The sequence below is a fragment of the Winslowiella toletana genome (assembly GCF_032164335.1).
Taxonomy (GTDB): domain Bacteria; phylum Pseudomonadota; class Gammaproteobacteria; order Enterobacterales; family Enterobacteriaceae; genus Erwinia; species Erwinia toletana_A.
Genome location: NZ_CP134152.1, coordinates 1502890 through 1528186 on the forward strand (window position 1 = coordinate 1502890; position 25297 = coordinate 1528186).

Consider the following 25297-nt stretch of genomic DNA (forward strand, 5'->3'; position numbering starts at 1 on the left):
ATCTTTACTTTTAACCATCTGTATTCAAGCTCAGTCAAGTCGCTTAGCTACATCAATCTCTTGCGCAGAGCCTGCGAATGCAGGGGCAGTACCTCGACAGGGAAACCGGGCTTCACTACAATCTATTCCGCTACTACGATCCCGACTGCGCGCGGTTTACCCAGCCGGACCCGATAGGGCGGGCTGAATCTGTATCAGTATGCGCCGAATCCGCTGGAGTGGGTGAACCCGCTGGGGTTAGCAAAAGTTATATGTGCAGGAACACCAAAGGATGCACTAAAGAACGTTAATAGAGGTCAGGGACCTAAAGATATCAACCGCATTGATGAGCCAGAACAAAGTGTTCCTCGGTGTCAATGGCATGCTCATCAGACAAAGCCCGAAAAAGGTAAACATCCGGCATCAAACCAGTATGGCTCAATTCATGATGGTCCCCCCTTATTTACTAAGGAGGCTTTAAAATGGCTAGCTTGGGTGAGTATATATTTAAGAATGCTCACATAACTTAAATTGACTATTAAGATGAATGGCAGCCAATAGCCTGGATGTGAGAGAAGTTAAGTGGATTTATGACAGGGAAATGACGATAGTGATTTAGTCTCTCTTCAGGAAATGTCATTACTGGTAAATATTGATAAATCAGAATGCTCATTCAATTTCATCATACATACGATTAACCTGATGGAAGAATATAATGATAACTTTGGTGACGACATAACTCAGATTTTGCAAGCTCAGCAAAGCATCAAGATATTATCATAATCATATAAAATAAGTGGGAAGCGACTCTTTCGATTTTTTAGCTTCAGCCGACTTGACCTGGGCAGAATCTGACAACCTTTCCTCAATATTGATAGATTGGTTCGGCACAACTACCGTCATGGGTTGCCTGAGCTGATATGCAAAATTTTTAATTGAATCTTCCCCCTGTCTTCAACCTTCCCGTGCCACCGTCTTCAGTTTCAGCTACACTTAAACCTCTACAAGATTTAAGGGGTTGTACAACTATGAGCGATAAAATTCCAATTGGCATCAGTGCTTGTCTGCTTGGTGACAGCGTCCGTTTTGACGGCGGTCACAAACGTTTTGCTTTTGCCACTGATGAACTCGCTCCTTTTGTGCGCTTTGAACCGGTTTGCCCTGAAGTCGCCATCGGTTTACAGACGCCGCGTCCGGCGCTGCGGCTGGTGAAAGCGCAACAGGATGAGGTGGCGCTCTGCTACAGCAAGCAGGGTGGTGACGATATCACCGATAAGATGCAGGCATTCTCCAGGGAAAAGGTGGCGCATCTACACCATCTGTGCGGCTATATCGTCTGTGCTAAATCACCCAGCTGCGGGATGGAGCGGGTGCGGATTTATGAATCCGACACGAATAACAATCGAAAAGCCGGGACAGGGATTTTCACCCGCGAGCTGATGCGCGCAATTCCCTGGCTACCGGTTGAGGAAGATGGGCGGCTGCATGACGATGCCATCCGGGAAAATTTTGTCGAGCGGGTTTACGCGCTGTATGAGTTTAATCAGCTGTGTAAGTCAGGCCTGACCCGCCACGGCCTGATGGAATTTCACAGCCGTTACAAGCTTTTGCTGTTGGCGCATTCTCAACCACAATATCGCGAACTGGGCCGTTTTGTTGCCGCGATGGAGCAATGGGAGTCGCTGGAGGAGTATGCGGTTGAGTATCGTAATCGTCTGATGAGCCTGCTGGCACAGCAAGCGACGCGCAGTAATCACACTAATGTGCTGATGCATGTTCAAGGTTATTTCCGTAAGCAGCTGACTTCGCCACAACGGCAGGAGCTGGCGACGCTGATTGACCGCTATCGGCAGGGGATCCAGCCGCTGCTGGCGCCGATTACCTTACTTAAACACTATATGGCGGAATTTCCGGATGCTTATCTGGCTCAGCAGCGCTATTTCGAACCCTATCCGGAAGCGCTGCGTTTGCGCTACGGTCACTGATACGGCAGGAGTTTTATGACCACCCATCTGGTCTGGCTGCGTAATGATTTGCGCGTCAATGATAATACCGCGCTGTACGCCGCGTGCCGCGACACTAAGGCGAAAGTTATCGCCCTGTTTATTGCCACCCCGGTACAGTGGCAGCAACATCAGATGGCGCCGCGTCAGGCGGCGTTTATTTATGACAATCTGCAGTTGATGCAGCAGGAGCTGGCCGGGCGTGGTATCCCGCTGCACTATTTACAGTGCGATGATTTTGCGGCGTCGGTAGAGCAGCTGGCTGAATTTTGCCAGCAACATCAGGTCGATCGCCTGTTCTATAACTATCAGTATGAGGTTAACGAACGGCAACGCGATGCGGCGGCGGAAAAATTATTGTTCGATCAGGATATTATTGCTCAGGGATTTGATGACAGCCTGCTGTTGCCGCCGGGCAGCGTGCAGACGGGTAATCGGGAAATGTACAAGGTGTTTACGCCCTTCAGCAAAGCTTTTGTTAAACGCCTGCACCAGGGCTTGCCGGAGTGCGTGCCCGCACCGCAAGCGCGTGAGGGCGCACCGCTGAAAAAACTCCCCCGGCTGGAGCCGTTCGACTACCCACGACAGTCTTACGATCAGCAGCTTTTTGCTGCCGGCGAGCAGGCGGCAATTAAACAATTGCGTCATTTCTGCCAGCAAGCGGTGACTGACTATCCCAGCCAGCGCGATATTCCGGCGACAGATGGCACCAGCCGACTGTCGGTGTATCTGACCACCGGTGTGTTATCGCCGCGTCAGTGCCTGCATCGATTGCTGAAGCAACATCCGAAGGCGCTGGAAGGTGACGACAGCTTTATCTGGCTGAATGAGCTGATCTGGCGCGAGTTTTATCGCCATTTGCTGGTTGCCTATCCGTCACTGTGCCGCCATCAGCCCTTCACCGTCTGGACTAAAAAGGTCAAATGGCGTCATGATGACAGTCAGCTGAAGGCCTGGCAGCAGGGTAAAACCGGCTATCCGATAGTTGATGCTGCCATGCGTCAGTTGAATACACTGGGCTGGATGCATAACCGTTTGCGGATGATCACCGCCAGTTTTCTGGTTAAGGATCTGCTGATCGACTGGCGCGAAGGCGAGCGCTACTTTATGTCACAGCTGATCGACGGCGATCTGGCGGCTAATAACGGTGGCTGGCAGTGGGCGGCGTCTACCGGCACCGATGCGGCACCCTATTTTCGTATTTTCAACCCGATTACTCAGGGTGAACGCTTTGATAGTAAAGGCGAATTTATTCGCCACTGGCTGCCGGAACTCCAGCAGGTGCCAGACGACGCAATTCATCAGCCGCAGCTGTGGGCAAAGAAAAATCAGCAAAAACTCGATTATCCTGAGCCTTTGGTAGACCATAAGGAAGCACGTAAAAGAACACTGGAAGCCTTTGAGGCAGCAAGAAAATAGGCAGGTAAAACAATGCGCAATTCCGAACTGGAACAGATCGTCAACCAGCAGCTCAACACCGCGGCCTTTAGCGATTACGCACCGAATGGGCTGCAGGTGGAAGGTCGCTGCGAGGTGAAGAAGATTATTACCGGCGTCACCGCTTGTCAGGCATTGCTGGATGAGGCCGTGCGTCTGCAGGCCGACGCGGTACTGGTTCACCATGGTTATTTCTGGAAAAACGAAGCCCCGGTGATCAAGGGGATGAAGCGCAATCGCCTGAAAGCGCTGCTGGCAAATGACATCAACCTTTATGGCTGGCATTTGCCGCTGGATGCCCACCCGCAGCTGGGCAATAACGCCCAATTGGCGAAACTGCTGCAAATAGAGGTGCGCGGTGAGATTATGCCATTGGTGCCATGGGGCGAACTGAAAGAAACGCTGACCGGTGAGCAGCTGGCGCAGCGCATTACTGAGGTTCTCGGCCGCACGCCACTGCACTGTGGTGATAATGCTCCTCAGCATATCCGTCGCATCGCCTGGTGCAGCGGCGGTGGGCAGGGTTTTATTGATGACGCGGCGGAGTTTGGTGTGGATGCATTTATCACCGGTGAAGTCTCGGAAAAGACCATTCACAGCGCGCGCGAAAACGGTCTGCACTTTTTTGCCGCCGGTCACCACGCTACCGAGCGCGCAGGGATTAAAGCGCTGGGCGAGTGGCTGGCGGAAAGCTACGGCCTCGACGTTACCTTCATCGATATCGACAATCCTGCCTGATTCTCGTCTGTTACTCCTTCACTTCTGCCGGAGCTGAAGGAGTAAAATGATTGACACCCATATACTTGTTAAGCATAACTGTTTGCCTTAAATGAATAAGCTAATACCCAAAGGGTCTGATATTGCTGCAATTTCAGGCGTTAAGGATGTGTTTTTAGTCTGTCAGGAGGTGCATATTGCAACGAGCACGCTGTTACCTGTTAGGGGAACGCGCGGTAGTGCTTGAACTGGATCCCCCGGTGTCCCTTGCCAGCCAGCAACGGATTTGGGGGCTGAGCGAGCGCCTGAAGAGTCATCCGGATGTGGTGGAATCCATTCCGGGAATGAACAATTTGACCGTGGTGTTGCATAACCCGCAGCAGACCGCGCTGGATGCGATAGAGCGTCTGCAAAGCTGGTGGGAAGAGAGTGAGGCGGTGCTGCCTGAGTCGCGCCAGATAGAAATTCCGGTGATTTATGGCGGTGAGGCTGGTCCCGATCTTGAAGAAGTGGCGCGTCATCATCAGTTAACCACGCGGCAAGTGGTGGAGTTACACGCTTCAGCGGATTATGTGGTCTATTTTATCGGTTTTCAGCCGGGTTTCCCGTATCTGGGAGGGCTGGACAAACGGCTGCACACCCCGCGTCGTGCCGAACCCAGGGTGGTCGTGCCAGCCGGGTCGGTAGGAATTGGCGGCAGCCAGACCGGTATTTATCCACTGGCCTCACCGGGTGGCTGGCAGCTGATAGGCCGCAGTAATCTGCAGCTGTTTAATCCACAGCATCAGCCGCCAACCGTGCTGCGTCCTGGCGACAGCATTCGCTTTGTGCCTCAGAAGGAGGGCATATGCTGACCATTCTTCGTGCCGGAATCAGCACCTCAATCCAGGACGCGGGCCGTACCGGCTGGCGTCAGTATGGCATTGCCCTCAACGGTGCGCTGGATATTCCGGCGATGAAAACCGCCAATCTGCTGGTGGGCAACGCGCAGGATAGTGCGGTACTGGAGATTACGCTGGGGCAGTTCAGCGCCGAATTTGGCCGTGACGGCTGGATTGCGCTGACCGGTGCCGGATGTCACGCCAGTATTGATGGCAAGCCGGTGTGGACCGGCTGGCGTACGGCGGTTAAAGCCGGGCAAACGCTGACGCTGGCGAAGCCGGTACACGGCATGCGCAGTTATCTGGCGCTGGACGGTGGCTTTGATATCCCGCCGCTGCTTGGCTCAGTCAGTACCGATCTGAAAGCCGGTTTTGGCGGTCAGCACGGGCGTCGGGTTGAAGATGGTGATCAGTTGCCGCTGGGTCAGCCTACTGACCGCTTTCGCAAAGCGGCCGGCGTGCGTCAGCTGCTGTGGGGCAATCGCCTGCGCGCGTTGCCAGGACCTGAGTATCACGAATTCAGCCGTGAATCTCAGGAAGCCTTCTGGCGCACCTCATGGAAGCTAAGCCCGCAAAGTAACCGTATGGGTTACCGCTTGCAGGGGCGTATCCTGGCGCGTGACAGCGATCGTGAGCTGCTGTCGCACGGCCTGCTACCGGGGGTGATTCAGGTTCCGCCAAATGGTCAGCCGATTGTGCTGATGTCTGACGCGCAAACCACCGGGGGCTACCCGCGCATTGCCTGCGTTATCGAAGCCGATCTCTATCATCTGGCGCAAATTCGCCTCGGTGAGCCGATCCATTTTGTGCACTGCACGCTGGATGAAGCGCTGAAAGCCAAACAGCAGCAGCAGCGGGCAATCGACCAGATGGTGTGGGGATTAGAAGATGAAAATTGATCTTAACGCCGATCTGGGCGAGGGCAGCGGCAGCGACCAACAGCTGTTGCAGCTGGTCACCTCCGCTAATATCGCCTGCGGTTTTCATGCCGGCGATGCGCAAACCATGTTGCAGTCAGTTCGTTGGGCGCTGGAGTCTGGAGTAGCGATTGGCGCACACCCAAGCTTTCCCGATCGGGAAAACTTTGGTCGCACCGCGATGCAGCTGCCGCCAGAGACGGTATACGCCCAGGTGGTGTACCAGATTGGGGCACTGAAAGCGATAGTTGAGAGTGAAGGCGGCAAGCTGGTTCACGTCAAGCCGCACGGTATGCTGTATAACCAGGCGGCAGTCGATAGCCAACTGGCGGACGCCATTGCCCGCGCGGTTCAAGCGGTCGATCCTTCACTGATTCTGGTCGGGCTGGCAAACAGCGAACTGATCGGTGCCGCTGAGCGACTGGGGCTGGTGGCGCGTCAGGAAGTGTTCGCCGACCGTGGCTACCAGGCCGACGGCACGCTGGTGCCGCGCAGCCAGCCCGGCGCGATAATTGAAAGCGAGCAGCAGGCCATTGAGCAGACGCTGAACATGGTACAGCACGGAAAAGTGTTGAGCATCAGCGGTGAGGAGGTGGCGGTGCGGGCAGACAGCGTTTGCCTGCATGGTGACGGTGCCCATGCGCTGGTCTTCGCTCGTCGGCTGCGCGCAGCCTTTGCTGAACAGCACATCAGCGTAACCAGCCAACAATAATTATTCTGCTGTATTTTCTCCGGCTATCAGGCCGGAGAGTTTTATTACTCCCTGGAGAGTCATCATGGAAACTGCTGTTAATCTCTGGCCGTTGATTGGTATCGCGGCGATCATTATCGGCTTCTTATTACGCTTTAACCCGGTACTGGTGGTGATTGCTTCCGGTCTTATTACCGGTATTGCCGCCAATATGCCAATTGATACCATTCTGGAAAAGTTGGGATCCGGCTTTCTTAACACCCGTAATCTGGCGTTAATCCTGCTGCTGCCGCTGGCGGTAATTGGTCTGGTCGAGCGTCATGGCCTGAAAGAGCGGGCGCAAGGTTGGATTGCCCATATCAAAAGCGCTACCGCCGGTCGCCTGCTGATTGTCTACCTGTTTGTACGTGAAGCCACTGCGGCGCTGGGCTTAACCAGCCTTGGCGGCCATCCACAAATGGTGCGTCCGCTGCTGGCACCGATGGCCGAAGGCGCAGCTCAAAGCCGCTATGGCGAGTTACCGCCGCAGGTGCGCTACCGTTTGCGTGCCATGTCGGCGGCGACCGATAACGTCGGCCTGTTCTTTGGCGAGGATATCTTTGTAGCTTTTGGTGCCATCATCTTTATGCATAACTTTATGCTGGAGTCCGGCGGGATTCAAACCGAGCCGCTGCATATTGCACTGTGGGGCATTCCGACCGCCATCTGCGCGTTTATCATTCATGCCGTCCGCTTACACCGGCTGGATAAAACCCTCGCCGCTGAACTGGCGTCGCTGAATGCACAAGCGCAGCAAGCGAAAGGAGATCGCTAATGTTCCAGCAACAATATCTTTTCTGGCTGGCAGGGGTGATCCTGCTGATCGTGGCGATCATGTCCTGGCGCGACAAGGCGAATCCACGTCGCCTGACAACCGGACTGTTCTGGGGGCTGTATGGCCTGGTATTTTTGATCGGTGACTGGGCCTATTCGCTGATGAATCAGTTTGCCGGTTCCGCTGCGGAAGGCCAGCGCTGGCTGAATATCACCGTTGGCGTGCTGGTGGTGATTATGGCGCTGGTTGCTGGTCTGGGCGGCGTTAAACTTGGGCGCTATCACCAACGAACGGATGAACAGCGTAAAGAGAGCGCCAGCCGCCTCGGCAATAAACTGTTTCTGCCGGCACTCTCTATTCCGATAGTCACTGTGGTGGGCGTGCTGTCGTTTAACTACATTCCCGGTTTAAAAGAGGCGTTTTTTGGGGAAGGTAATCACTCAACGCTGATTACACTGTTCTCGATGGCCGTTGGCTGTATTGTCGGCTGGCTGGTGGCGATGAAACTGACGCGCGAAGCGCCGGCTCAGTCACTACAGGAAGCGCGCCGCCTGCTCGACTCCATTGGCTGGGCATTTATTCTGCCGCAAATCCTCGCCACTCTTGGCCTGCTGTTTACTACCGCTGGCGTTGGCGTGGCGATTTCTCACCTGACTGAAAGCTATCTGGCGGTCGATAACCGCTTTGTGGCGGTGGCGACCTACGTTATCGGCATGGCGTTACTGACGATGGTGATGGGTAACGCTTTTGCCGCCTTCCCGATTGTGACCGCCGGGATAGGTATTCCGATTCTGATTTTGCAACACGGCGGCAATCCGGCGGTGATGGCGGCTATCGGTATGTTCTCCGGTTATTGCGGCACGCTGATGACGCCGATGGCGGCTAACTTTAATATTGTCCCGGTGGCGCTGCTGGAACTGCCCGATCGCAACGCGGTGATCAAAGCTCAGGTGCCAACCGGCGTGCTATTGTTAATAGTTAACGTATTCCTGCTCTATTTCCTGATGTTCCTGTGAGGGTGTAATGAAAACGGTACTGATTACCGCATTTGAGCCATTTGGTGGCGAACAGATCAACCCGTCCTGGGAAGCGGTGCGTCAGCTTAATGAGCAATTGCTCGGCGGGGCAAAAATTGTCGCCCGCCAGCTACCTTGTGTGTTTGGCGAAGCGCTGAAAGCGCTGTACAAGGAGATGGATGAGCTGCAACCGGCTCTGGTGATTGCCGTGGGCCAGGCGGGCGGGCGCAGTGATATCAGCATCGAACGTGTGGCAATCAATGTCGATGATGCGCGAATCCCGGATAATCAGCAAAACCAGCCGATTGATGAGCCGATTGTGGCCGGGGGGCCAGCGGCCTACTTCTCAACGCTACCGATTAAAGCGCTGGTGGAGGGGATACGCGAAGCGGGTATTCCGGCTTCGGTGTCACAAACTGCCGGAACCTATGTCTGTAACCATGTGATGTATGGCCTGTTGCACCGGCTGGCAGAGCAGGGCGACGGTGTGCGCGGTGGCTTTATTCATATTCCATATCTGCCGGAACAGGCGGCAAAACTGCCCGGAATGCCGAGTATGGCAGCGGCGACGGTGATTCTGGCGCTGGAAATGGCGATCTCTGTCGCATTAAGAACCGAACAGGATATCCGCCTGGTGGGCGGAGCTACGCATTAAAGCAGGGAGTTGTTATGCCAGAAGGTCCGGAAATTCGACGGGCGGCTGATAAACTGGAGCGCGCCATTCTGGGGAAAAAGCTGACCGAGGTCTGGTTTGCTTACCCGCAACTGAAAACCTACGAGCCTGCACTACTGGGAGAGAAGGTGACGGCGATTGAAACGCGCGGTAAAGCGCTGCTGACCCACTTCTCTAATGGCCTGACGCTGTACAGCCATAATCAACTGTATGGCGTCTGGCGGGTGGTGAAGAGTGGCGCTGAGCCAGAGACCAATCGCGTGTTACGCGTGCGGCTGGCCAGTAAGGATCAGGCTATTTTGTTGTACAGCGCCTCGGATATTGAGCTGCTGAATAGCGAAACGCTGGCGACGCATCCGTTTTTACAACGCGTTGGGCCGGACGTGCTGGATATGAGCCTCACCACCCAGCAGGTCGAGCAGCGACTGCTGTCGACACGTTTTCGTCGACGGCAGTTCAGTGGTCTGTTACTGGATCAGGCATTTCTGGCCGGACTGGGCAATTACCTGCGCGCTGAGATTCTCTGGCAGGCGCAGTTGTTGCCGCAACATAAAGCGCAGGATTTAGCGCCGGAACAGCTGGCGGCTTTTGCTGATGCACTGCTGGCCATCCCTCGTCACTCTTATCAGATGCGCGGCACCATGGATGAAAATGTTCATCACGGTGCGGCCTTCCGCTTTAAGGTATTTCACCGCACCGGTAAACCCTGTGAGCGTTGCGGCACCACCATTGAAAAGAGCACGCTGTCATCGCGGCCATTTTATTGGTGTCCGGGATGCCAGCATTAAGAGTTGCCGTAAGTGTGTAATATTTGCCTGATCGCTCAGTTCAGGCAAACCTCATTGTGTGATATCAGTTACCATCTGATTTAATTGATTTTTTCCTTTCTCCAGAACTCTATATGATCAAAAGACTTGGAGCTTTGATTATCAGGAGTTTATCTATGGCTAACAACGGTCTGAGATTTAACGGAGAACGGCGCGATGCCGTCAGTCAGAATTATCATTTGGGCAATGGCTACCGCGCGTATAATCCAGCAACGATGCGTTTTAACTGCCCGGCCAGCTGGAGCCCGTTTGGCGCGGGCGGCATTAATCCGTATGCATATTGTGCCGGCGACCCGGTTAACCGGGCCGATCCATCAGGTCATTTCAGCTGGCAGGCCGGGCTGGGAATGGGGCTGGGAATTCTTGGTATTATCGCGGCAATTTTTACCGGCGGCGCTTCGATTGCTGCGGCAGGGAGCCTTAGCGTAGCACTGGCTGGCGCTGAAACGATGACATTAGCCATCGGCACCTCAGCCTTTGTAGCCGATGTGACCGGAGTCGGCAGTTCCGCCATTGAGCAGAGTCGCCCGCAAGCATCAGCAGTTCTGGGCTGGCTCTCTTTTGCCGGCGGAATGCTCAGTTGTGGCGTTGCGCTGGGCGCGGGTGGATACCGTATGCTCAATGAGGCCAGCAGCGAATTAAGGCAGCGGCTGGGAAATATCCGGGAAGTCGGGCTGAGCGGACGTGGGGCAGCTGGCGGTTCCGCCCTGATCCGCTCCAGCTCCCTGACCGATTTTAATACGCTATACCGCTATGATCAGCGCTCACCCAGGGAAATCATGAGTTCGGGTTTTCAGGGAACCAGAACCCATTTTACGCGACATGTTTATGCTGCTTTCCAGCAAGAAACGGTATTTTCCAGTCGGACGCTAGCCGGTGTGAATGAATTTCACAGTATTATCCAGGATGAATTATATTCTCAGGGATTCAGAGAGTTCACCCATAATCCCAACCGATATTTTTTACTGTATAAGATTAACCCGCAAGGCAGGAACTTCGTTGATTTCTCCAGCGAGTACCTGGTAAAAGGGAAAAGATTTATTAAAGAAATCGCCAGAAATAGTGATATGCATATTTACGGCCATTTGAATTTTTCGGATCTCACCTACAAAAGTCTGCGTTACAAAATACCCGACTCATTTGTTTGGGTGCGTGAGGTTCAGATTCAGGGGCCAATCACCCCCGATAAAATCACGCCAGTTTTCCCACGTCGGCTTGATTATCTGGATCTGGCCTGGTGGTAATGATGCCAGCCTGGCTGACTGCAATGAGCCAGCACTCGATACGCAACAGCAAAAAAAATCCGTAATCCAACGGGATTACGGATTTCTGTTGATAACGATAACGCTGAGGTTATTTTTTCTTCAGCTGTGAAGAGAAATCACGCTTATCGTAACCGGTATACAGCTGACGTGGACGGGCAATTTTAATGCCGTCATCGTGCATCTCTTTCCAGTGAGCAATCCAGCCTACGGTACGCGCCATCGCAAAGATCACGGTGAACATCGAAGAAGGAATACCCATCGCTTTCAGAATAATGCCAGAATAGAAATCGACGTTTGGATAGAGTTTACGCTCGATAAAGTACGGGTCGTTCAGCGCAATATGTTCCAGCTCCATCGCTACTTCCAGCAGGTCATCTTTCATACCCAGCTCGTTCAGCACTTCGTGACAGGTTTCACGCATCACGGTCGCACGCGGATCGTAATTTTTGTAAACGCGATGGCCAAAGCCCATCAGGCGGAAAGAGTCATTTTTGTCTTTCGCACGTTTAACAAACTCAGGAATATGGTCAACGTTGCTGATCTCTTCCAGCATGCGCAGGCAGGCTTCATTGGCTCCACCGTGAGCGGGTCCCCACAGTGAGGCGATGCCTGCCGCGATACAGGCAAAGGGATTCGCTCCGGAGGAACCTGCGGTACGCACCGTTGAAGTAGAGGCATTCTGCTCGTGATCGGCATGCAGTACCAGAATACGATCCATTGCGCGTTCCAGCACCGGATTAACCTTGTACTCTTCGCACGGGGTAGAGAACATCATGTTCAGGAAGTTACCCGCGTAAGAGAGGTCATTACGTGGATAGACAAACGGCTGGCCGATAGAATATTTGTAGCACATCGCGGCGACGGTCGGCATTTTCGACAGCAGGCGGAAGGCGGCGATTTCACGGTGGCGCTCGATGTTAACGTCTAAGGAGTCATGATAAAACGCCGCCAGTGCACCGGTAACACCGCACATCACTGCCATCGGATGAGAATCACGGCGGAAGCCCATAAACAGACGATTAATCTGCTCATGAATCATCGTATGGCGGGTTACGGTCGTGCGGAATTCATCAAATTCCGCCTGAGTTGGCGCTTCACCGTTCAGCAGGATATAGCAGACTTCGAGGTAGTTAGAGTGCAGAGCTAACTGGTCAATCGGGAAACCGCGATGCAGCAGAATGCCTTCTTCACCATCGATATAGGTGATTTTGGATTCACAGGATGCAGTAGACGTAAAGCCAGGGTCAAACGTGAACAGGCCTTTTGAACCCAGGCTTCGGATATCGATTTCGTCTTCGCCAAGCGTACCTTTAAGTACGTCCAGCTCAATCGGAGCTTCGCCTTCCAGGGTTAGTGTCGCTTTTTTATCAGCCATTTACAGTCTCCTTAGCGCCTTATTTGTAGGGATCTTTGACACCTGATTGGCCATCATACCTTGGGCTGCCTGCGAAGAAATGCAGTCTATCGCCTCTGTGACATATTTTATCTTGCAGGGTACAGAGCGATGGGCGCGTACAAGCGAGGGTCCGGCAGGCATGAAATGCTGCGTTACACGGTTGTTAAAGATCCGGTCTGGTCATTATTTTCTCGTAACCTTTATCTGATGCTTTTGAGTAGCTCACTCAATCACTGTTACATAACTTGTGCTTAGGGGAAAGTGTATCCCCATAACTTTTGTGCATCATAGGGTTTTCAATCCCTCGTTTGTAACAGGAATGTTGAACTTTTGTCAAATCAGATAATTAAATTTGTATAAATTGTGAAAACCGTGAGGTTGATCACTGTTCGACCTAAATTATACCAAAGAGATTGTAGGGGAATTGTAATCAGAATGTGATCCCCCTATACTTCGGCCAGGTCTCCGGAACACCCTGCAGTAGGAGCCACCCAGCGTTTCATACGCGTCGTTTTGACACTGGACGTTGTAGTTTAAGTGCCTGGCGCAGTGCTTTATTGTTAACGCTGTCTGACCCCCCTTCAGGACCGGAGGAAGCAAAATAAGAAAAGCTGTGTGGGCAAAACCGTGAAAAAACAAAGACCTGTCAACTTGGATCTCACTACGATCCGGTTTCCCGTTACTGCAATAGCGTCCATTCTCCACCGCGTCTCCGGCGTGATCACCTTCGTGGCGGTCGGTATTCTGCTATGGCTACTTGGTCTCTCTCTCTCATCACCCGAAGGCTTCCTGCAGGCATCCGCCGTCATGGACAGCTTTATCGTTAAATTCATCGTATGGGGCATTCTTACCGCGCTGGCATATCACATTGCCGGTGGCATCCGCCATATGCTGATGGATTTTGGTTACCTCGGCGAAACCTTACAAATTGGTACGCGTTCTGCCCAGGTGACTTTTGGTATCACCGTCGTGCTTTCAATTCTGGCTGGAGTCCTCGTATGGTAAGCAATGCTTCTGCACTGGGGCGCAACGGCGTACATGACTGGCTGCTGTTACGTGCCGCTGCCATGGTTATTACCCTTTATGTGCTCTATATCCTCGGTTTCCTGGTGGTGTCAGATACGCTGACCTACGACATCTGGCGTGGATTTTTTGCCTCCTCCTTCACCAAGGTGTTCACGCTCCTGACGCTGTTATCCATTCTGGTGCATGGCTGGATTGGTATGTGGCAGGTGCTGACTGACTACGTTAAGCCGGTTGCGCTGCGCTTAATGTTGCAACTGGTGGTAGTGGTTGCACTGTTGGTCTATGCAATTTATGGAACTGTTGTGGTTTGGGGTGCTTAATGAAATTGCCAGTCAGAGAATTTGACGCCGTCGTAATCGGCGCTGGTGGTGCAGGCATGCGTGCCGCGCTACAGATTTCCCAATCGGGCCAGAGCTGTGCCCTGTTGTCGAAAGTTTTTCCAACCCGTTCCCATACCGTGTCTGCTCAGGGCGGTATTACCGTTGCGCTGGGTAACAGCCACGAGGACAACTGGGAATGGCACATGTATGACACCGTTAAAGGCTCCGACTATATCGGCGACCAGGACGCGATCGAATATATGTGTAAAACCGGTCCGGAAGCGATTCTGGAACTGGAACATATGGGCCTGCCGTTCTCCCGTCTGGACGATGGCCGCATCTATCAGCGTCCATTCGGCGGCCAGTCACTGAACTTCGGTGGCGAGCAGGCGGCACGTACTGCCGCGGCGGCTGACCGCACCGGTCACGCCTTGCTGCATACGCTGTATCAGCAGAACCTGAAAAACAAAACCACCATTTTCTCCGAATGGTATGCGCTGGATCTGGTGAAAAACGCCGATGGTGCCATTGTCGGCTGTACCGCGCTGAATATTGAAGATGGCGAAGTGGTTTACTTTAAAGCCCGCGCCACGGTGCTGGCGACCGGGGGGGCAGGCCGTATCTATCAGTCCACCACTAACGCCCATATCAATACCGGTGACGGCGTCGGCATGGCGCTGCGCGCCGGTGTGCCGGTGCAGGATATGGAAATGTGGCAGTTCCACCCAACCGGCATCGCTGGTGCCGGGGTGCTGGTCACCGAAGGCTGTCGTGGTGAAGGCGGATATCTGCTGAACAAACACGGCGAGCGCTTTATGGAGCGTTACGCGCCAAATGCCAAAGACCTCGCCGGCCGTGATGTGGTTGCGCGTTCGATTATGATCGAAATTCGTGAAGGCCGTGGCTGTGATGGTCCGTGGGGGCCGCACGCCAAACTGAAACTGGATCACCTGGGTAAAGATGTGCTCGAATCCCGTCTGCCGGGCATTCTGGAGCTGTCACGTACCTTTGCTCACGTCGACCCGGTGAAAGAGCCGATTCCGGTGATTCCAACCTGCCACTATATGATGGGCGGCATTCCAACCAAAGTGACCGGTCAGGCGCTGACGGTAAACGAGCAGGGTGAAGATGTGGTGATCCCGGGCCTGTTTGCGGTCGGTGAAATTGCCTGCGTATCGGTACACGGTGCTAACCGTCTGGGGGGGAACTCGCTGCTCGATCTGGTGGTGTTTGGCCGTTCTGCCGGTCTGCATCTGCAGGAATCTATCGAGCAACAGGGCGAACTGCGTGATGCGACCGAAGAAGAGATTGAAGCGTCACTGGCGCGTATGAATCGCTGGAACAATAACACCACCGGTGAAGACCCGGCGGAACTGCGCAAAGCACTGCAGTCCTGCATGCAGCATAACTTCTCGGTATTCCGTGAAGGTGATGCAATGGCGAAAGGTCTGGAAGAGCTGAAAGCGCTGCGCGAACGTCTGAAAAACGCACGTCTGGATGACCGCTCCAGCGACTTCAACACCCAGCGTGTTGAGTGTCTGGAACTGGATAACCTGATGGAAACCGCCTACGCCACTGCGGTATCCGCTAACTTCCGCACCGAAAGTCGTGGCGCACACAGCCGCTTTGACTTCCCGGACCGTGATGATGCGAACTGGTTATGTCACAGCTTGTATCTGCCGCAAAGCGAAAGCATGACGCGCCGTGAGGTGAACATGCAGCCGAAGCTGCGCGAGGCTTTCCCGCCGAAAGCGCGTACTTACTAAATTTGCGGAGATAAGAAGATGAGACTCGAATTTTCTATTTATCGTTACAACCCGGATGTTGACGATGCTCCGCGTATGCAGGAGTACACACTGGAAAGTGAAGAAGGGCGCGACATGATGTTGCTGGACGCACTGATGCGTCTGAAAGAGAAGGACCCGACGCTGGCATTCCGTCGCTCCTGTCGTGAGGGGGTGTGTGGTTCTGACGGCCTCAATATGAACGGTAAAAACGGCCTGGCGTGTATCACGCCGGTGTCGGCGCTTGGCAATGGCAAACAGAAAATTGTTATCCGCCCACTGCCTGGATTACCGGTAATACGCGATCTGGTAGTAGACATGAGCCAGTTCTACGCTCAGTATGAGAAGATTAAGCCTTACCTGTTGAATAATGGAGAGAATCCGCCAGCACGTGAACATTTGCAACAGCCGGAACAGCGTGAAAAACTCGATGGCCTGTACGAATGTATTCTGTGTGCCTGCTGCTCGACCTCTTGTCCGTCATTCTGGTGGAATCCGGACAAGTTTATCGGTCCGGCTGGCTTACTGGCTGCCTATCGTTTCCTGATCGACAGTCGCGATACCGAGACCAATGCGCGACTGGATGATTTAAATGATGCTTTCAGCGTATTCCGCTGTCACAGCATTATGAACTGTGTGAGCGTATGTCCGAAAGGGCTTAACCCAACGCGCGCCATCGGCCATATTAAGTCGATGCTGTTGCAGAGAAGCGCATAACCGCACAGCCTCCGGGAACCTCGGGGTTCCCGGAGAAACAGGAAGCCGTTAAAAACGCTTGCGTGATACGCGACCGTTTTTAAAGGTTCCCTTACGGGCCGGGCGCCGATAGCGCACAATGCTCGTATCGTTGAACTGTATTTGTACTACGGCAAGCCGTTAACCCGGCAAAAAATGAAACCTCGAAAAAAAGCATAAAATGCTTAAGGGATCACAATGCAGAACAGCGCGATGAAGCCCTGGCTGGACTCTTCCTGGCTGGCCGGCGCGAACCAGTCTTACATAGAGCAGCTCTATGAAGATTTTCTAACCGATCCTGACTCTGTAGATGCTGCATGGCGTGAGATGTTCCAGCAGCTTCCTGGCACTGGGGTTAGACCTGAGCAGTTCCACTCCTCAACGCGCGAGTATTTTCGTCGTCTGGCGAAAGACGCTTCGCGTTACACCTCTTCTGTCACCGATCCTGATACCAACAGCAAACAGGTCAAAGTCCTGCAACTGATCAACGCGTTTCGTTTTCGCGGCCATCAGCATGCCAGCCTTGATCCACTTGGTCTGTGGCAGCAGGAAAATGTGCCGGATCTCGATCCTGCCTTCCACGATCTGAACGACGCAGATTTCCAGGAAAGCTTTAACGTAGGCTCGTTTGCCATCGGCAAAGAGACCATGAAGCTCGCCGATCTGTATGCGGCGCTGAAGCAAACCTACTGTGGATCGATCGGTGCGGAGTATATGCATATCACCAACACCGAAGAGAAACGCTGGATTCAGCAGCGCATCGAATCGGTAGTCGGCCATGCAAACTTCACTACCGATGAGAAAAAAGGTTTCCTGAAACAGCTGACGGCGGCCGAAGGTCTGGAGCGTTATCTTGGGGCGAAATTCCCGGGTGCAAAACGCTTCTCACTGGAAGGTGGCGATGCGCTGGTGCCGATGCTGAACGAAATGATTCGTCACGCCGGTAAAAGCGGAACCCGTGAAGTGGTGCTGGGTATGGCGCACCGCGGTCGTCTGAACGTTCTGATCAACGTGCTGGGTAAAAAGCCGCAGGATCTGTTCGACGAATTCTCCGGTAAGCATAAAGAGCATCTCGGCACCGGTGACGTGAAGTACCACATGGGCTTCTCGTCTGATGTTGAAACCGAAGGCGGCATGGTTCACCTGGCGCTGGCGTTTAACCCGTCTCACCTTGAGATCGTTAGCCCGGTGGTGATGGGATCTGTGCGCGCGCGGCTGGATCGTCTCGACGAGCCGAGCAGCAATAAAGTATTACCGATCACGATTCACGGTGATGCCGCCGTAACCGGTCAGGGCGTGGTTCAGGAAACGCTGAACATGTCGCAGGCGCGCGGTTATGAAGTTGGCGGTACCGTTCGCATCGTGATTAACAATCAGATTGGTTTCACCACCTCCAATCCAAAAGATGCGCGCTCGACCCAGTACTGTACCGATATCGGCAAAATGGTGCTGGCACCGATTTTCCACGTTAATGCTGACGATCCTGAAGCGGTGGCGTTTGTTACCCGTCTGGCGTTGGATTTCCGTAACACCTTCAAACGTGACGTGTTTATCGACCTGGTGTGCTATCGCCGTCATGGTCATAACGAAGCTGATGAGCCAAGTGCGACGCAGCCGATTATGTACCAGAAGATCAAGAAGCACCCGACGCCGCGCAAGTTGTATGCTGACAAGCTGGAAGCCGAAAAAGTTGCCAGCCTTGAAGATGCCACGGAAATGGTCAACCTGTACCGTGATGCGCTGGATGCCGGCGAATGTGTGGTGCCTGAATGGCGTCCAATGAGCCTGCACTCTTTCACCTGGTCACCGTATCTGAACCACGACTGGGATGAAGCGTATCCGGAATCCCTCGATCTTAAGCGTTTGCAGGATCTGGCTAAACGTATCAGTCAGGTGCCGGAAAACGTTGAGATGCAGTCGCGCGTAGCGAAGATTTACAACGATCGTGCGCAAATGGCGGCGGGTAACAAGCCGTTTGACTGGGGCGCAGCTGAAAACCTCGCTTATGCCACGCTGGTAGATGAAGGCATTCCGTGCCGTCTTTCCGGTGAAGATATGGGCCGCGGCACCTTCTTCCATCGCCATGCGGTGATTCATAACCAGGCTAACGGTTCCACCTACACCCCACTGCAGCATGTTCACAGCGGGCAGGGCGTGTTTAAAGTCTGGGACTCCGTGCTGTCTGAAGAAGCGGTACTGGCATTTGAATACGGTTATGCCACTGCTGAACCCCGCACCCTGACCATCTGGGAAGCGCAGTTTGGCGATTTCGCCAACGGTGCGCAGGTGGTTATCGATCAGTTCATCAGTTCTGGTGAGCAGAAGTGGGGCCGGATGTGCGGCCTGGTGATGCTGCTGCCACACGGTTACGAAGGCCAGGGTCCAGAGCACTCCTCTGCGCGTCTGGAGCGTTACCTGCAACTTTGCGCAGAGCAGAATATGCAGGTTTGCGTACCTTCCACCCCGGCACAGGTTTACCACATGCTGCGTCGTCAGGCGCTGCGCGGGATGCGTCGTCCGCTGGTGGTGATGTCACCGAAATCGCTGCTGCGTCATCCGCTGGCCATTTCCAGCCTGGAAGATTTGGCTACCGGTGGCTTTAAACCGGCTATCGGCGAAATTGATGACCTTGATCCGCAAGGTGTTAAACGCGTCGTGCTCTGCTCAGGCAAAGTTTACTATGACCTGTTAGAGCAGCGTCGCAAAAACGAACAAACTGACGTTGCCATTGTGCGTATCGAACAGCTGTATCCTTTCCCGCATAAAGCGGTACAGGATGCATTGCAGCCGTATTCACACGTACATGATTTCGTCTGGTGTCAGGAAGAGCCGCTAAACCAGGGTGCCTGGTATTGCAGTCAGCACCATTTCCGTGAGGTTGTGCCATTTGGTGCTTCATTACGTTACGCCGGTCGCCCAGCATCCGCTTCGCCGGCAGTTGGCTACATGTCCGTTCACCAGAAGCAGCAACAAGACCTGGTTAATGACGCGCTGAACGTTGATTAAATAAAGGATAGATAATGAGTAGCGTAGATATTCTCGTTCCCGACCTGCCTGAATCCGTTGCCGATGCCACCGTGGCAACCTGGCACAAAAAACCAGGCGATGCGGTAACCCGCGACGAAGTGCTGGTAGAAATTGAAACGGATAAAGTTGTGCTGGAAGTGCCTGCTTCTGCTGATGGCATTCTTGAAGCCATTCTGGAAGACGAGGGTGCAACCGTAACCTCCCGTCAGGCGCTGGGTCGTCTGAAAGAAGGTAACAGCGGCGGCAAAGAGACCTCTGCTAAATCAGACACGAAAGAGTCGACTCCGTCTCAGCGCCATACTGCGGCACTGGACGAAGAGAGCAACGATGCGCTCAGCCCGGCGATCCGTCGTCTGATCGCTGAGCACGATCTTGATGCTGCTGCAATTAAAGGCAGTGGTGTTGGCGGTCGTATTACCCGTGAAGATGTTGAGAAGCACCTGGCGAACAGCAAACCAGCTGATAAAAAAGCGGAAGCGAAACCAGCAGCGGCACCAGCAGCAGCCCCATCTCTGGCCGGTCGCAGTGAAAAACGCGTGCCGATGACTCGTCTGCGCAAACGCGTGGCAGAGCGTCTGCTGGAAGCGAAAAACAGCACGGCGATGTTGACCACCTTCAACGAAGTGAACATGAAGCCAATCATGCAGCTGCGTAAGCAGTATGGCGAAGCCTTCGAGAAGCGTCACGGTGTTCGTCTGGGCTTTATGTCCTTCTACATCAAAGCAGTGGTTGAAGCGCTGAAGCGTTTCCCGGAAGTGAATGCGTCAATCGATGGTGAAGATGTGGTTTACCACAACTACTTCGATGTCAGCATCGCGGTGTCTACCCCACGTGGCCTGGTCACGCCGGTACTGCGTGATGTTGATGCGCTGGGTATGGCGGATATCGAGAAGAAAATCAAGGAACTGGCGGTTAAAGGTCGTGACGGTAAACTGACCGTAGACGAACTGACCGGCGGTAACTTCACCATTACTAATGGTGGAGTATTTGGTTCACTGATGTCGACACCAATTATCAACCCGCCGCAGAGCGCGATTCTTGGTATGCACGCCATCAAAGATCGTCCGATGGCGGTCAACGGCCAGGTTGAGATCCTGCCGATGATGTATCTGGCACTCTCTTACGATCACCGCCTGATTGACGGACGCGAATCCGTTGGTTATCTGGTGGCGGTTAAAGAGATGCTGGAAGATCCGGCACGCCTGCTGCTGGACGTTTAACCTCGTCGGGCACGGTTTTTAGCCGTGCCCAACCCTATGTGTGGTCGATCGCTCACTCTGTTATCTGCCGCTGGCGGCAGCGTGACAAAGTGAAGTCGGCCAAATCTTTTCAGATCTGAATGGATAGAACATCATGAACTTACACGAATACCAGGCGAAACAGCTGTTTGCACGGTATGGCCTGCCGGCTCCTACCGGTTACGCCTGCACCACGCCACGTGAAGCGGAAGAAGCAGCCTCTAAAATCGGCGCAGGCCCGTGGGTGGTAAAATGTCAGGTTCATGCCGGTGGCCGTGGTAAAGCGGGCGGTGTGAAGGTAGTGAACAGCAAGGAAGACATTCGTACTTTCGCTGAAAACTGGCTGGGTAAACGTCTGGTGACCTATCAGACTGATGCTCATGGTCAGCCGGTAAACCAGATTCTGGTTGAAGCGGCCACTGACATTGATAAAGAACTGTACCTCGGCGCTGTCGTTGACCGTGGCACCCGTCGTGTGGTGTTTATGGCCTCGACCGAAGGCGGCGTGGAAATTGAGAAGGTGGCGGAAGAGACCCCGCACCTGATTCATAAAATGGCGCTGGATCCTTTAACCGGTCCACAGCCTTACCAGGGCCGCGAGCTGGCATTTAAGCTGGGTCTGACCGGTAAGCAAGTTAACCAGTTCACCAAAATCTTTATGGGTCTGGCGACGCTGTTCCTTGAGCGCGATTTGGCACTGGTTGAGATTAACCCGCTGGTGATCACTAAGCAGGGCGATCTGGTTTGTCTGGATGGCAAACTGACTGCCGACGGCAATGCGCTGTTCCGCCAGCCCGAACTGCGCGAAATGCGCGATCCAAGCCAGGAAGACTCCCGTGAAGCACACGCTGCACAGTGGGAGCTGAACTATGTGGCACTGGAAGGGAACATCGGCTGTATGGTGAACGGTGCCGGTCTGGCAATGGGCACCATGGACATCGTTAAACTGAGCGGTGGCCAACCAGCAAACTTCCTTGACGTGGGCGGCGGCGCGACCAAAGAGCGCGTGACCGAAGCGTTTAAAATCATTCTGTCCGATGATGCGGTTAAAGCGGTATTTGTTAACATCTTCGGTGGCATCGTGCGCTGTGACCTGATTGCAGACGGCATTATCGGCGCAGTCGCCGAAGTGGGTGTCAACGTACCGGTGGTGGTGCGTCTGGAAGGTAACAATGCCGAGCTGGGTGCCAAAAAACTGGCAGACAGCGGTCTGAATATTATTGCAGCAACCAGCCTGAGTGACGCAGCGCAGCGCGTTGTAGCTGCAGCGGAGGGTAAATAATGTCCATTTTGATCGACAAAAACACCAAAGTTATCTGCCAGGGTTTCACCGGCGGCCAGGGTACTTTCCACTCCGAGCAGGCGCTGGCTTATGGCACGCAGCTGGTTGGCGGTGTGACGCCAGGTAAAGGCGGTACTGAGCATCTGGGTCTGCCAGTGTTTAACACCGTGCGTGAAGCGGTGGAAGCGACTGGCGCAACGGCTTCGGTGATTTACGTTCCAGCCCCTTTCTGCAAAGACGGTATTCTTGAAGCGATTGAAGCAGGTATCAAACTGATCATCACCATCACCGAAGGTATTCCTACCCTCGATATGCTGGCGGTGAAAGTGAAGCTGGACGAAGCCGGCGTGCGCATGATCGGGCCAAACTGCCCGGGCGTGATCACCCCAGGTGAATGCAAAATTGGCATTATGCCAGGCCATATCCATCAGCCAGGTCGTATCGGCATCGTTTCACGCTCCGGCACCCTGACTTATGAAGCGGTTAAGCAGACCACCGATATCGGTTACGGTCAGTCTACCTGTGTCGGTATCGGCGGCGATCCAATTCCAGGCTCTAACTTTATCGATATTCTGAAGCTGTTCCAGGACGATCCACAGACTGAAGCGATCGTGATGATCGGTGAAATCGGTGGCAGCGCGGAAGAAGAAGCTGCGGCGTTTATCAAAGATCACGTCACCAAACCGGTAGTGGGTTATATCGCGGGTGTGACTGCGCCGAAAGGCAAGCGTATGGGCCACGCCGGTGCGATTATCGCTGGCGGTAAAGGCACCGCTGATGAGAAATTTGCTGCGCTCGAAGCCGCAGGCGTGAAAACTGTGCGTAGCCTGGCAGATATCGGCGACGCGGTTAAAGCGGTATTACCTCAATAAAAAGCTGTGTCTGAAACCTGCCTGGCAGGTTTAAAATCTCGACTATTGGCCACCTACAGGTGGCCTTTTTTATTGATTTTCCCGCCGGGAGTGCGCCGTGACGGGCTTCAGTGAAGGATGTCAGCCGATTGCATCCTGCTTTTTTTCTGCAAATCAGCAGAAGTCAGCTATGCTTACTTAAAAGGTTAAATATCATTATATTAAGCGTGAACGTTTTGTGAATTAATTAAGAGTATCTACCACTAAAAAGAATAACAGTGGTTATATTAATGCTCAGAACATTCGCTGTTTAATACAGAAGTTTCTTCATAACATTGCTACAGTGACGTTAAAAAAATGTCAGTTACTTTCATTAATACTGATGTCTTGTCACGCAACAGACTCAATTATTTAACACTGAATTTACCCGATGCTGATTCTGCCCATCCCTCATTAACATAGATTAAAAAAAACAATTGATATCAAGGTTTAGGACTGGATCATCGTCTTACTTTTCGTATAAATTGCGTTGCGTCAATTTCGCGTGGATCTGGCATTCAGGCGAAATTCGGGATAACGGCCAAAATTGGATAAGCATCACGCTAATAATTATTTGTCGTTGGCATAAAGCGGCGTATGATATTCATGTCTCATTTAGCCGTAAATTTTACTTTATTTATCCGCTGCACTGACTCTGCCTGTTCTGGGCGGAATTACGCAGTCTTACTGGATCAATATCACCCGTTTTTTATTGGGCATTCACAGTGGCGACTGATAACTGGCACTGGTCGGTTATTTTTGCCATATGTTGGAGTCTTCCTGCGAGGAGCAAGGGGTCAAGATGTTTGATATCGTCGAACTGTCGCGCTTACAGTTTGCTCTGACGGCAATGTATCATTTCCTGTTCGTACCGCTAACGCTGGGTCTGGCGTTTTTGCTGGCGATCATGGAAACCGTATATGTGCTGTCGGGTAAACAAATTTATAAGGATATGACCAAGTTCTGGGGCAAGTTGTTTGCAATAAACTTTGCGCTGGGCGTGGCCACAGGCTTGACCATGGAGTTCCAGTTCGGAACTAACTGGTCATACTTTTCGCACTATGTCGGTGACATCTTCGGAGCACCGCTGGCGATCGAAGGATTGATGGCGTTCTTCCTTGAATCCACCTTCGTAGGTTTATTCTTCTTTGGCTGGGATCGTCTCAGCAAAGTTCAACATATGGCCGTCACCTGGCTGGTGGCACTCGGTTCCAATCTCTCGGCATTGTGGATCCTGGTGGCAAACGGCTGGATGCAAAACCCTATCGCCTCTGATTTCAATTTTGAAACCATGCGTATGGAGATGGTCAGCTTCTCTGAACTGGTGTTCAACCCGGTTGCGCAGGTGAAGTTTGTGCATACCGTTGCGGCGGGTTATACCTGTGGTGCGATGTTCGTGCTCGGTATCAGCTCCTACTACTTATTGCGTGGTCGCGATGTGGCCTTTGCCAAGCGCTCCTTCGCAATCGCTGCCAGCTTTGGTATGGCAGCCATCCTGTCTGTCATCGTGCTGGGTGATGAATCTGGTTACGAAATGGGTGACGTGCAGAAAACCAAACTGGCGGCAATCGAAGCGGAATGGGAAACCCAACCGGCTCCGGCGGCATTTACGCTGTTTGCCCTGCCTGACCAGGAAACTCAGGAGAATAAGTACGCCATTCAGATCCCCTACCTGCTTGGGCTGATCGCTACCCGATCTGTTGATAAGCCAGTTGTCGGCCTGAAAGAACTGATGGTGCAGCATGAAGTGCGCATCCGTAACGGTATGAAAGCCTACCAGCTGCTGGAAGAGCTGCGCTCAGGTAATCAGGATCCCGCCGTACGCGACGCATTCAATCAGCATAAACAGGATCTGGGCTATGGTCTGTTGCTGAAACGCTATACGCCGAACGTCGCTGACGCGTCTGAAGCGCAGATTCAGCAGGCAACCAAAGATTCGATTCCACGCGTTGCGCCACTCTACTTCTCCTTCCGCATTATGGTTGGCTGTGGTGTGCTGATGCTGATCATTATCGGTCTGTCGTTCTGGAGCGTCATTCGTAATCGTATTGGCAAAAACCGTCTGTTGCTGAAAGCGGCGCTGTACGGCATTCCATTACCGTGGATTGCCATCGAAGCCGGCTGGTTTGTTGCGGAGTATGGCCGTCAGCCGTGGGCAATCGGTGAAGTGTTGCCGACTGCGGTAGCGAACTCCTCGCTGACCGTTGGTGACCTGCTGTTCTCGATGGGGCTGATTTGCGGTCTGTATACGCTGTTCCTGGTGGCTGAAATGTATCTGATGTTCAAATATGCGCGCCTCGGCCCAAGCAGCCTGAAAACGGGTCGTTATCACTTCGAACAGTCAACGCTTTCGTCAAAGCCGCTGTGATAAACAGGAGT

21 protein-coding genes and 1 pseudogene are annotated in these 25297 nt (G+C 53.3%); 21 read left to right on the top strand and 1 reads right to left on the bottom strand.

Translation table 11 applies throughout. The features are described 5' to 3' along the window. Window positions 1-62: 62 nt before the first annotated feature. The 12 genes and pseudogenes from RIN69_RS07035 to RIN69_RS07090 all read left to right on the top strand — a co-directional run. Window positions 63-244 (top strand): annotated as a pseudogene (locus RIN69_RS07035) (RHS repeat-associated core domain-containing protein); the annotation flags it as partial. A 763-nt stretch (window positions 245-1007) separates the two neighbouring features. Then, window positions 1008-1964 carry a YbgA family protein gene (locus RIN69_RS07040; protein ID WP_313856462.1) on the top strand — a complete coding sequence of 319 codons (957 nt, stop codon included), beginning with the start codon at window positions 1008-1010 and terminating at the stop codon, window positions 1962-1964. A gap of 15 nt (window positions 1965-1979) precedes the next feature. After that, window positions 1980-3401: a deoxyribodipyrimidine photo-lyase gene (gene phrB / locus RIN69_RS07045; protein ID WP_313856463.1), complete on the top strand. Its 1422-nt coding sequence runs from the start codon at window positions 1980-1982 to the stop codon at window positions 3399-3401. Between the two features lie 12 nt (window positions 3402-3413). After that, the gene (locus tag RIN69_RS07050; protein ID WP_313856464.1) at window positions 3414-4157 is read left to right on the top strand and encodes a type 2 GTP cyclohydrolase I; all 744 of its coding nucleotides are present in this window, start codon (window positions 3414-3416) and stop codon (window positions 4155-4157) included. A gap of 176 nt (window positions 4158-4333) precedes the next feature. Further along, the gene (gene pxpB, locus RIN69_RS07055) at window positions 4334-4990 is read left to right on the top strand and encodes a 5-oxoprolinase subunit PxpB (RefSeq protein WP_313856466.1); all 657 of its coding nucleotides are present in this window, start codon (window positions 4334-4336) and stop codon (window positions 4988-4990) included. Next, on the top strand, window positions 4984-5916 hold the full coding sequence (pxpC, locus tag RIN69_RS07060; RefSeq protein ID WP_313856468.1) for a 5-oxoprolinase subunit PxpC: 933 nt from the start codon (window positions 4984-4986) through the stop codon (window positions 5914-5916). Before pxpB ends, pxpC begins: the two co-directional genes overlap by 7 nt. After that, entirely contained in the window at window positions 5906-6646 is a 741-nt protein-coding gene (pxpA, locus tag RIN69_RS07065) for a 5-oxoprolinase subunit PxpA (protein ID WP_313856469.1), read from the top strand. Before pxpC ends, pxpA begins: the two co-directional genes overlap by 11 nt. Before the next feature lie 64 nt (window positions 6647-6710). After that, the gene (locus RIN69_RS07070; RefSeq protein WP_313856470.1) at window positions 6711-7439 is read left to right on the top strand and encodes a DUF969 domain-containing protein; all 729 of its coding nucleotides are present in this window, start codon (window positions 6711-6713) and stop codon (window positions 7437-7439) included. After that, window positions 7439-8455: a DUF979 domain-containing protein gene (locus RIN69_RS07075; protein WP_313856471.1), complete on the top strand. Its 1017-nt coding sequence runs from the start codon at window positions 7439-7441 to the stop codon at window positions 8453-8455. Before RIN69_RS07070 ends, RIN69_RS07075 begins: the two co-directional genes overlap by 1 nt. A 7-nt stretch (window positions 8456-8462) precedes the next feature. Then, complete coding sequence (gene pcp, locus RIN69_RS07080; RefSeq protein ID WP_313856472.1) at window positions 8463-9110, top strand: pyroglutamyl-peptidase I; 648 nt, start codon at window positions 8463-8465, stop codon at window positions 9108-9110. Window positions 9111-9124: 14 nt separating this feature from the next. Further along, complete coding sequence (gene nei, locus RIN69_RS07085; protein ID WP_313856473.1) at window positions 9125-9916, top strand: endonuclease VIII; 792 nt, start codon at window positions 9125-9127, stop codon at window positions 9914-9916. 155 nt (window positions 9917-10071) lie between these two features. Then, a complete protein-coding gene (locus RIN69_RS07090; RefSeq protein WP_313856474.1) occupies window positions 10072-11199 on the top strand; it encodes an RHS repeat-associated core domain-containing protein in 1128 nt (375 codons plus the stop codon). 109 nt (window positions 11200-11308) lie between these two features. Here the strand turns inward: RIN69_RS07090 and RIN69_RS07095 are convergent, their stop codons facing one another. After that, window positions 11309-12595 (bottom strand): citrate synthase, encoded by a 1287-nt coding sequence (locus RIN69_RS07095; RefSeq protein WP_313856475.1) that lies wholly within the window; start codon window positions 12593-12595, stop codon window positions 11309-11311. A gap of 636 nt (window positions 12596-13231) precedes the next feature. On the opposite strand from RIN69_RS07095, the gene sdhC reads away from it, so the two are divergent. The 9 genes from sdhC to cydA all read left to right on the top strand — a co-directional run bounded on the left by sdhC (window position 13232) and on the right by cydA (window position 25286). Then, window positions 13232-13621: a succinate dehydrogenase cytochrome b556 subunit gene (sdhC, locus tag RIN69_RS07100; RefSeq protein WP_313856476.1), complete on the top strand. Its 390-nt coding sequence runs from the start codon at window positions 13232-13234 to the stop codon at window positions 13619-13621. Continuing rightward, the gene (gene sdhD / locus RIN69_RS07105) at window positions 13615-13962 is read left to right on the top strand and encodes a succinate dehydrogenase membrane anchor subunit (RefSeq protein ID WP_052896893.1); all 348 of its coding nucleotides are present in this window, start codon (window positions 13615-13617) and stop codon (window positions 13960-13962) included. The genes sdhC and sdhD overlap by 7 nt, the downstream gene beginning before the upstream one ends. Then, window positions 13962-15728: a succinate dehydrogenase flavoprotein subunit gene (gene sdhA / locus RIN69_RS07110; RefSeq protein WP_313856479.1), complete on the top strand. Its 1767-nt coding sequence runs from the start codon at window positions 13962-13964 to the stop codon at window positions 15726-15728. Before sdhD ends, sdhA begins: the two co-directional genes overlap by 1 nt. 18 nt (window positions 15729-15746) lie before the next feature. Continuing rightward, window positions 15747-16463, top strand: a complete 717-nt coding sequence (locus tag RIN69_RS07115) for a succinate dehydrogenase iron-sulfur subunit (protein WP_052896889.1) — start codon at window positions 15747-15749, stop codon at window positions 16461-16463. 216 nt (window positions 16464-16679) lie between these two features. After that, on the top strand, window positions 16680-19487 hold the full coding sequence (sucA, locus tag RIN69_RS07120; RefSeq protein WP_313856480.1) for a 2-oxoglutarate dehydrogenase E1 component: 2808 nt from the start codon (window positions 16680-16682) through the stop codon (window positions 19485-19487). Between the two features lie 14 nt (window positions 19488-19501). Then, window positions 19502-20728, top strand: a complete 1227-nt coding sequence (gene odhB / locus RIN69_RS07125; protein WP_313856481.1) for a 2-oxoglutarate dehydrogenase complex dihydrolipoyllysine-residue succinyltransferase — start codon at window positions 19502-19504, stop codon at window positions 20726-20728. 133 nt (window positions 20729-20861) lie between these two features. Then, window positions 20862-22028 carry an ADP-forming succinate--CoA ligase subunit beta gene (sucC, locus tag RIN69_RS07130; protein ID WP_313856482.1) on the top strand — a complete coding sequence of 389 codons (1167 nt, stop codon included), beginning with the start codon at window positions 20862-20864 and terminating at the stop codon, window positions 22026-22028. Beyond that, window positions 22028-22900, top strand: coding sequence for a succinate--CoA ligase subunit alpha (sucD, locus tag RIN69_RS07135; RefSeq protein WP_313856483.1), 873 nt, complete (start codon window positions 22028-22030; stop codon window positions 22898-22900). The genes sucC and sucD overlap by 1 nt, the downstream gene beginning before the upstream one ends. Before the next feature lie 820 nt (window positions 22901-23720). Further along, window positions 23721-25286, top strand: coding sequence for a cytochrome ubiquinol oxidase subunit I (gene cydA / locus RIN69_RS07140; protein ID WP_313856485.1), 1566 nt, complete (start codon window positions 23721-23723; stop codon window positions 25284-25286). The last annotated feature ends 11 nt before the right edge of the window (window positions 25287-25297 follow it).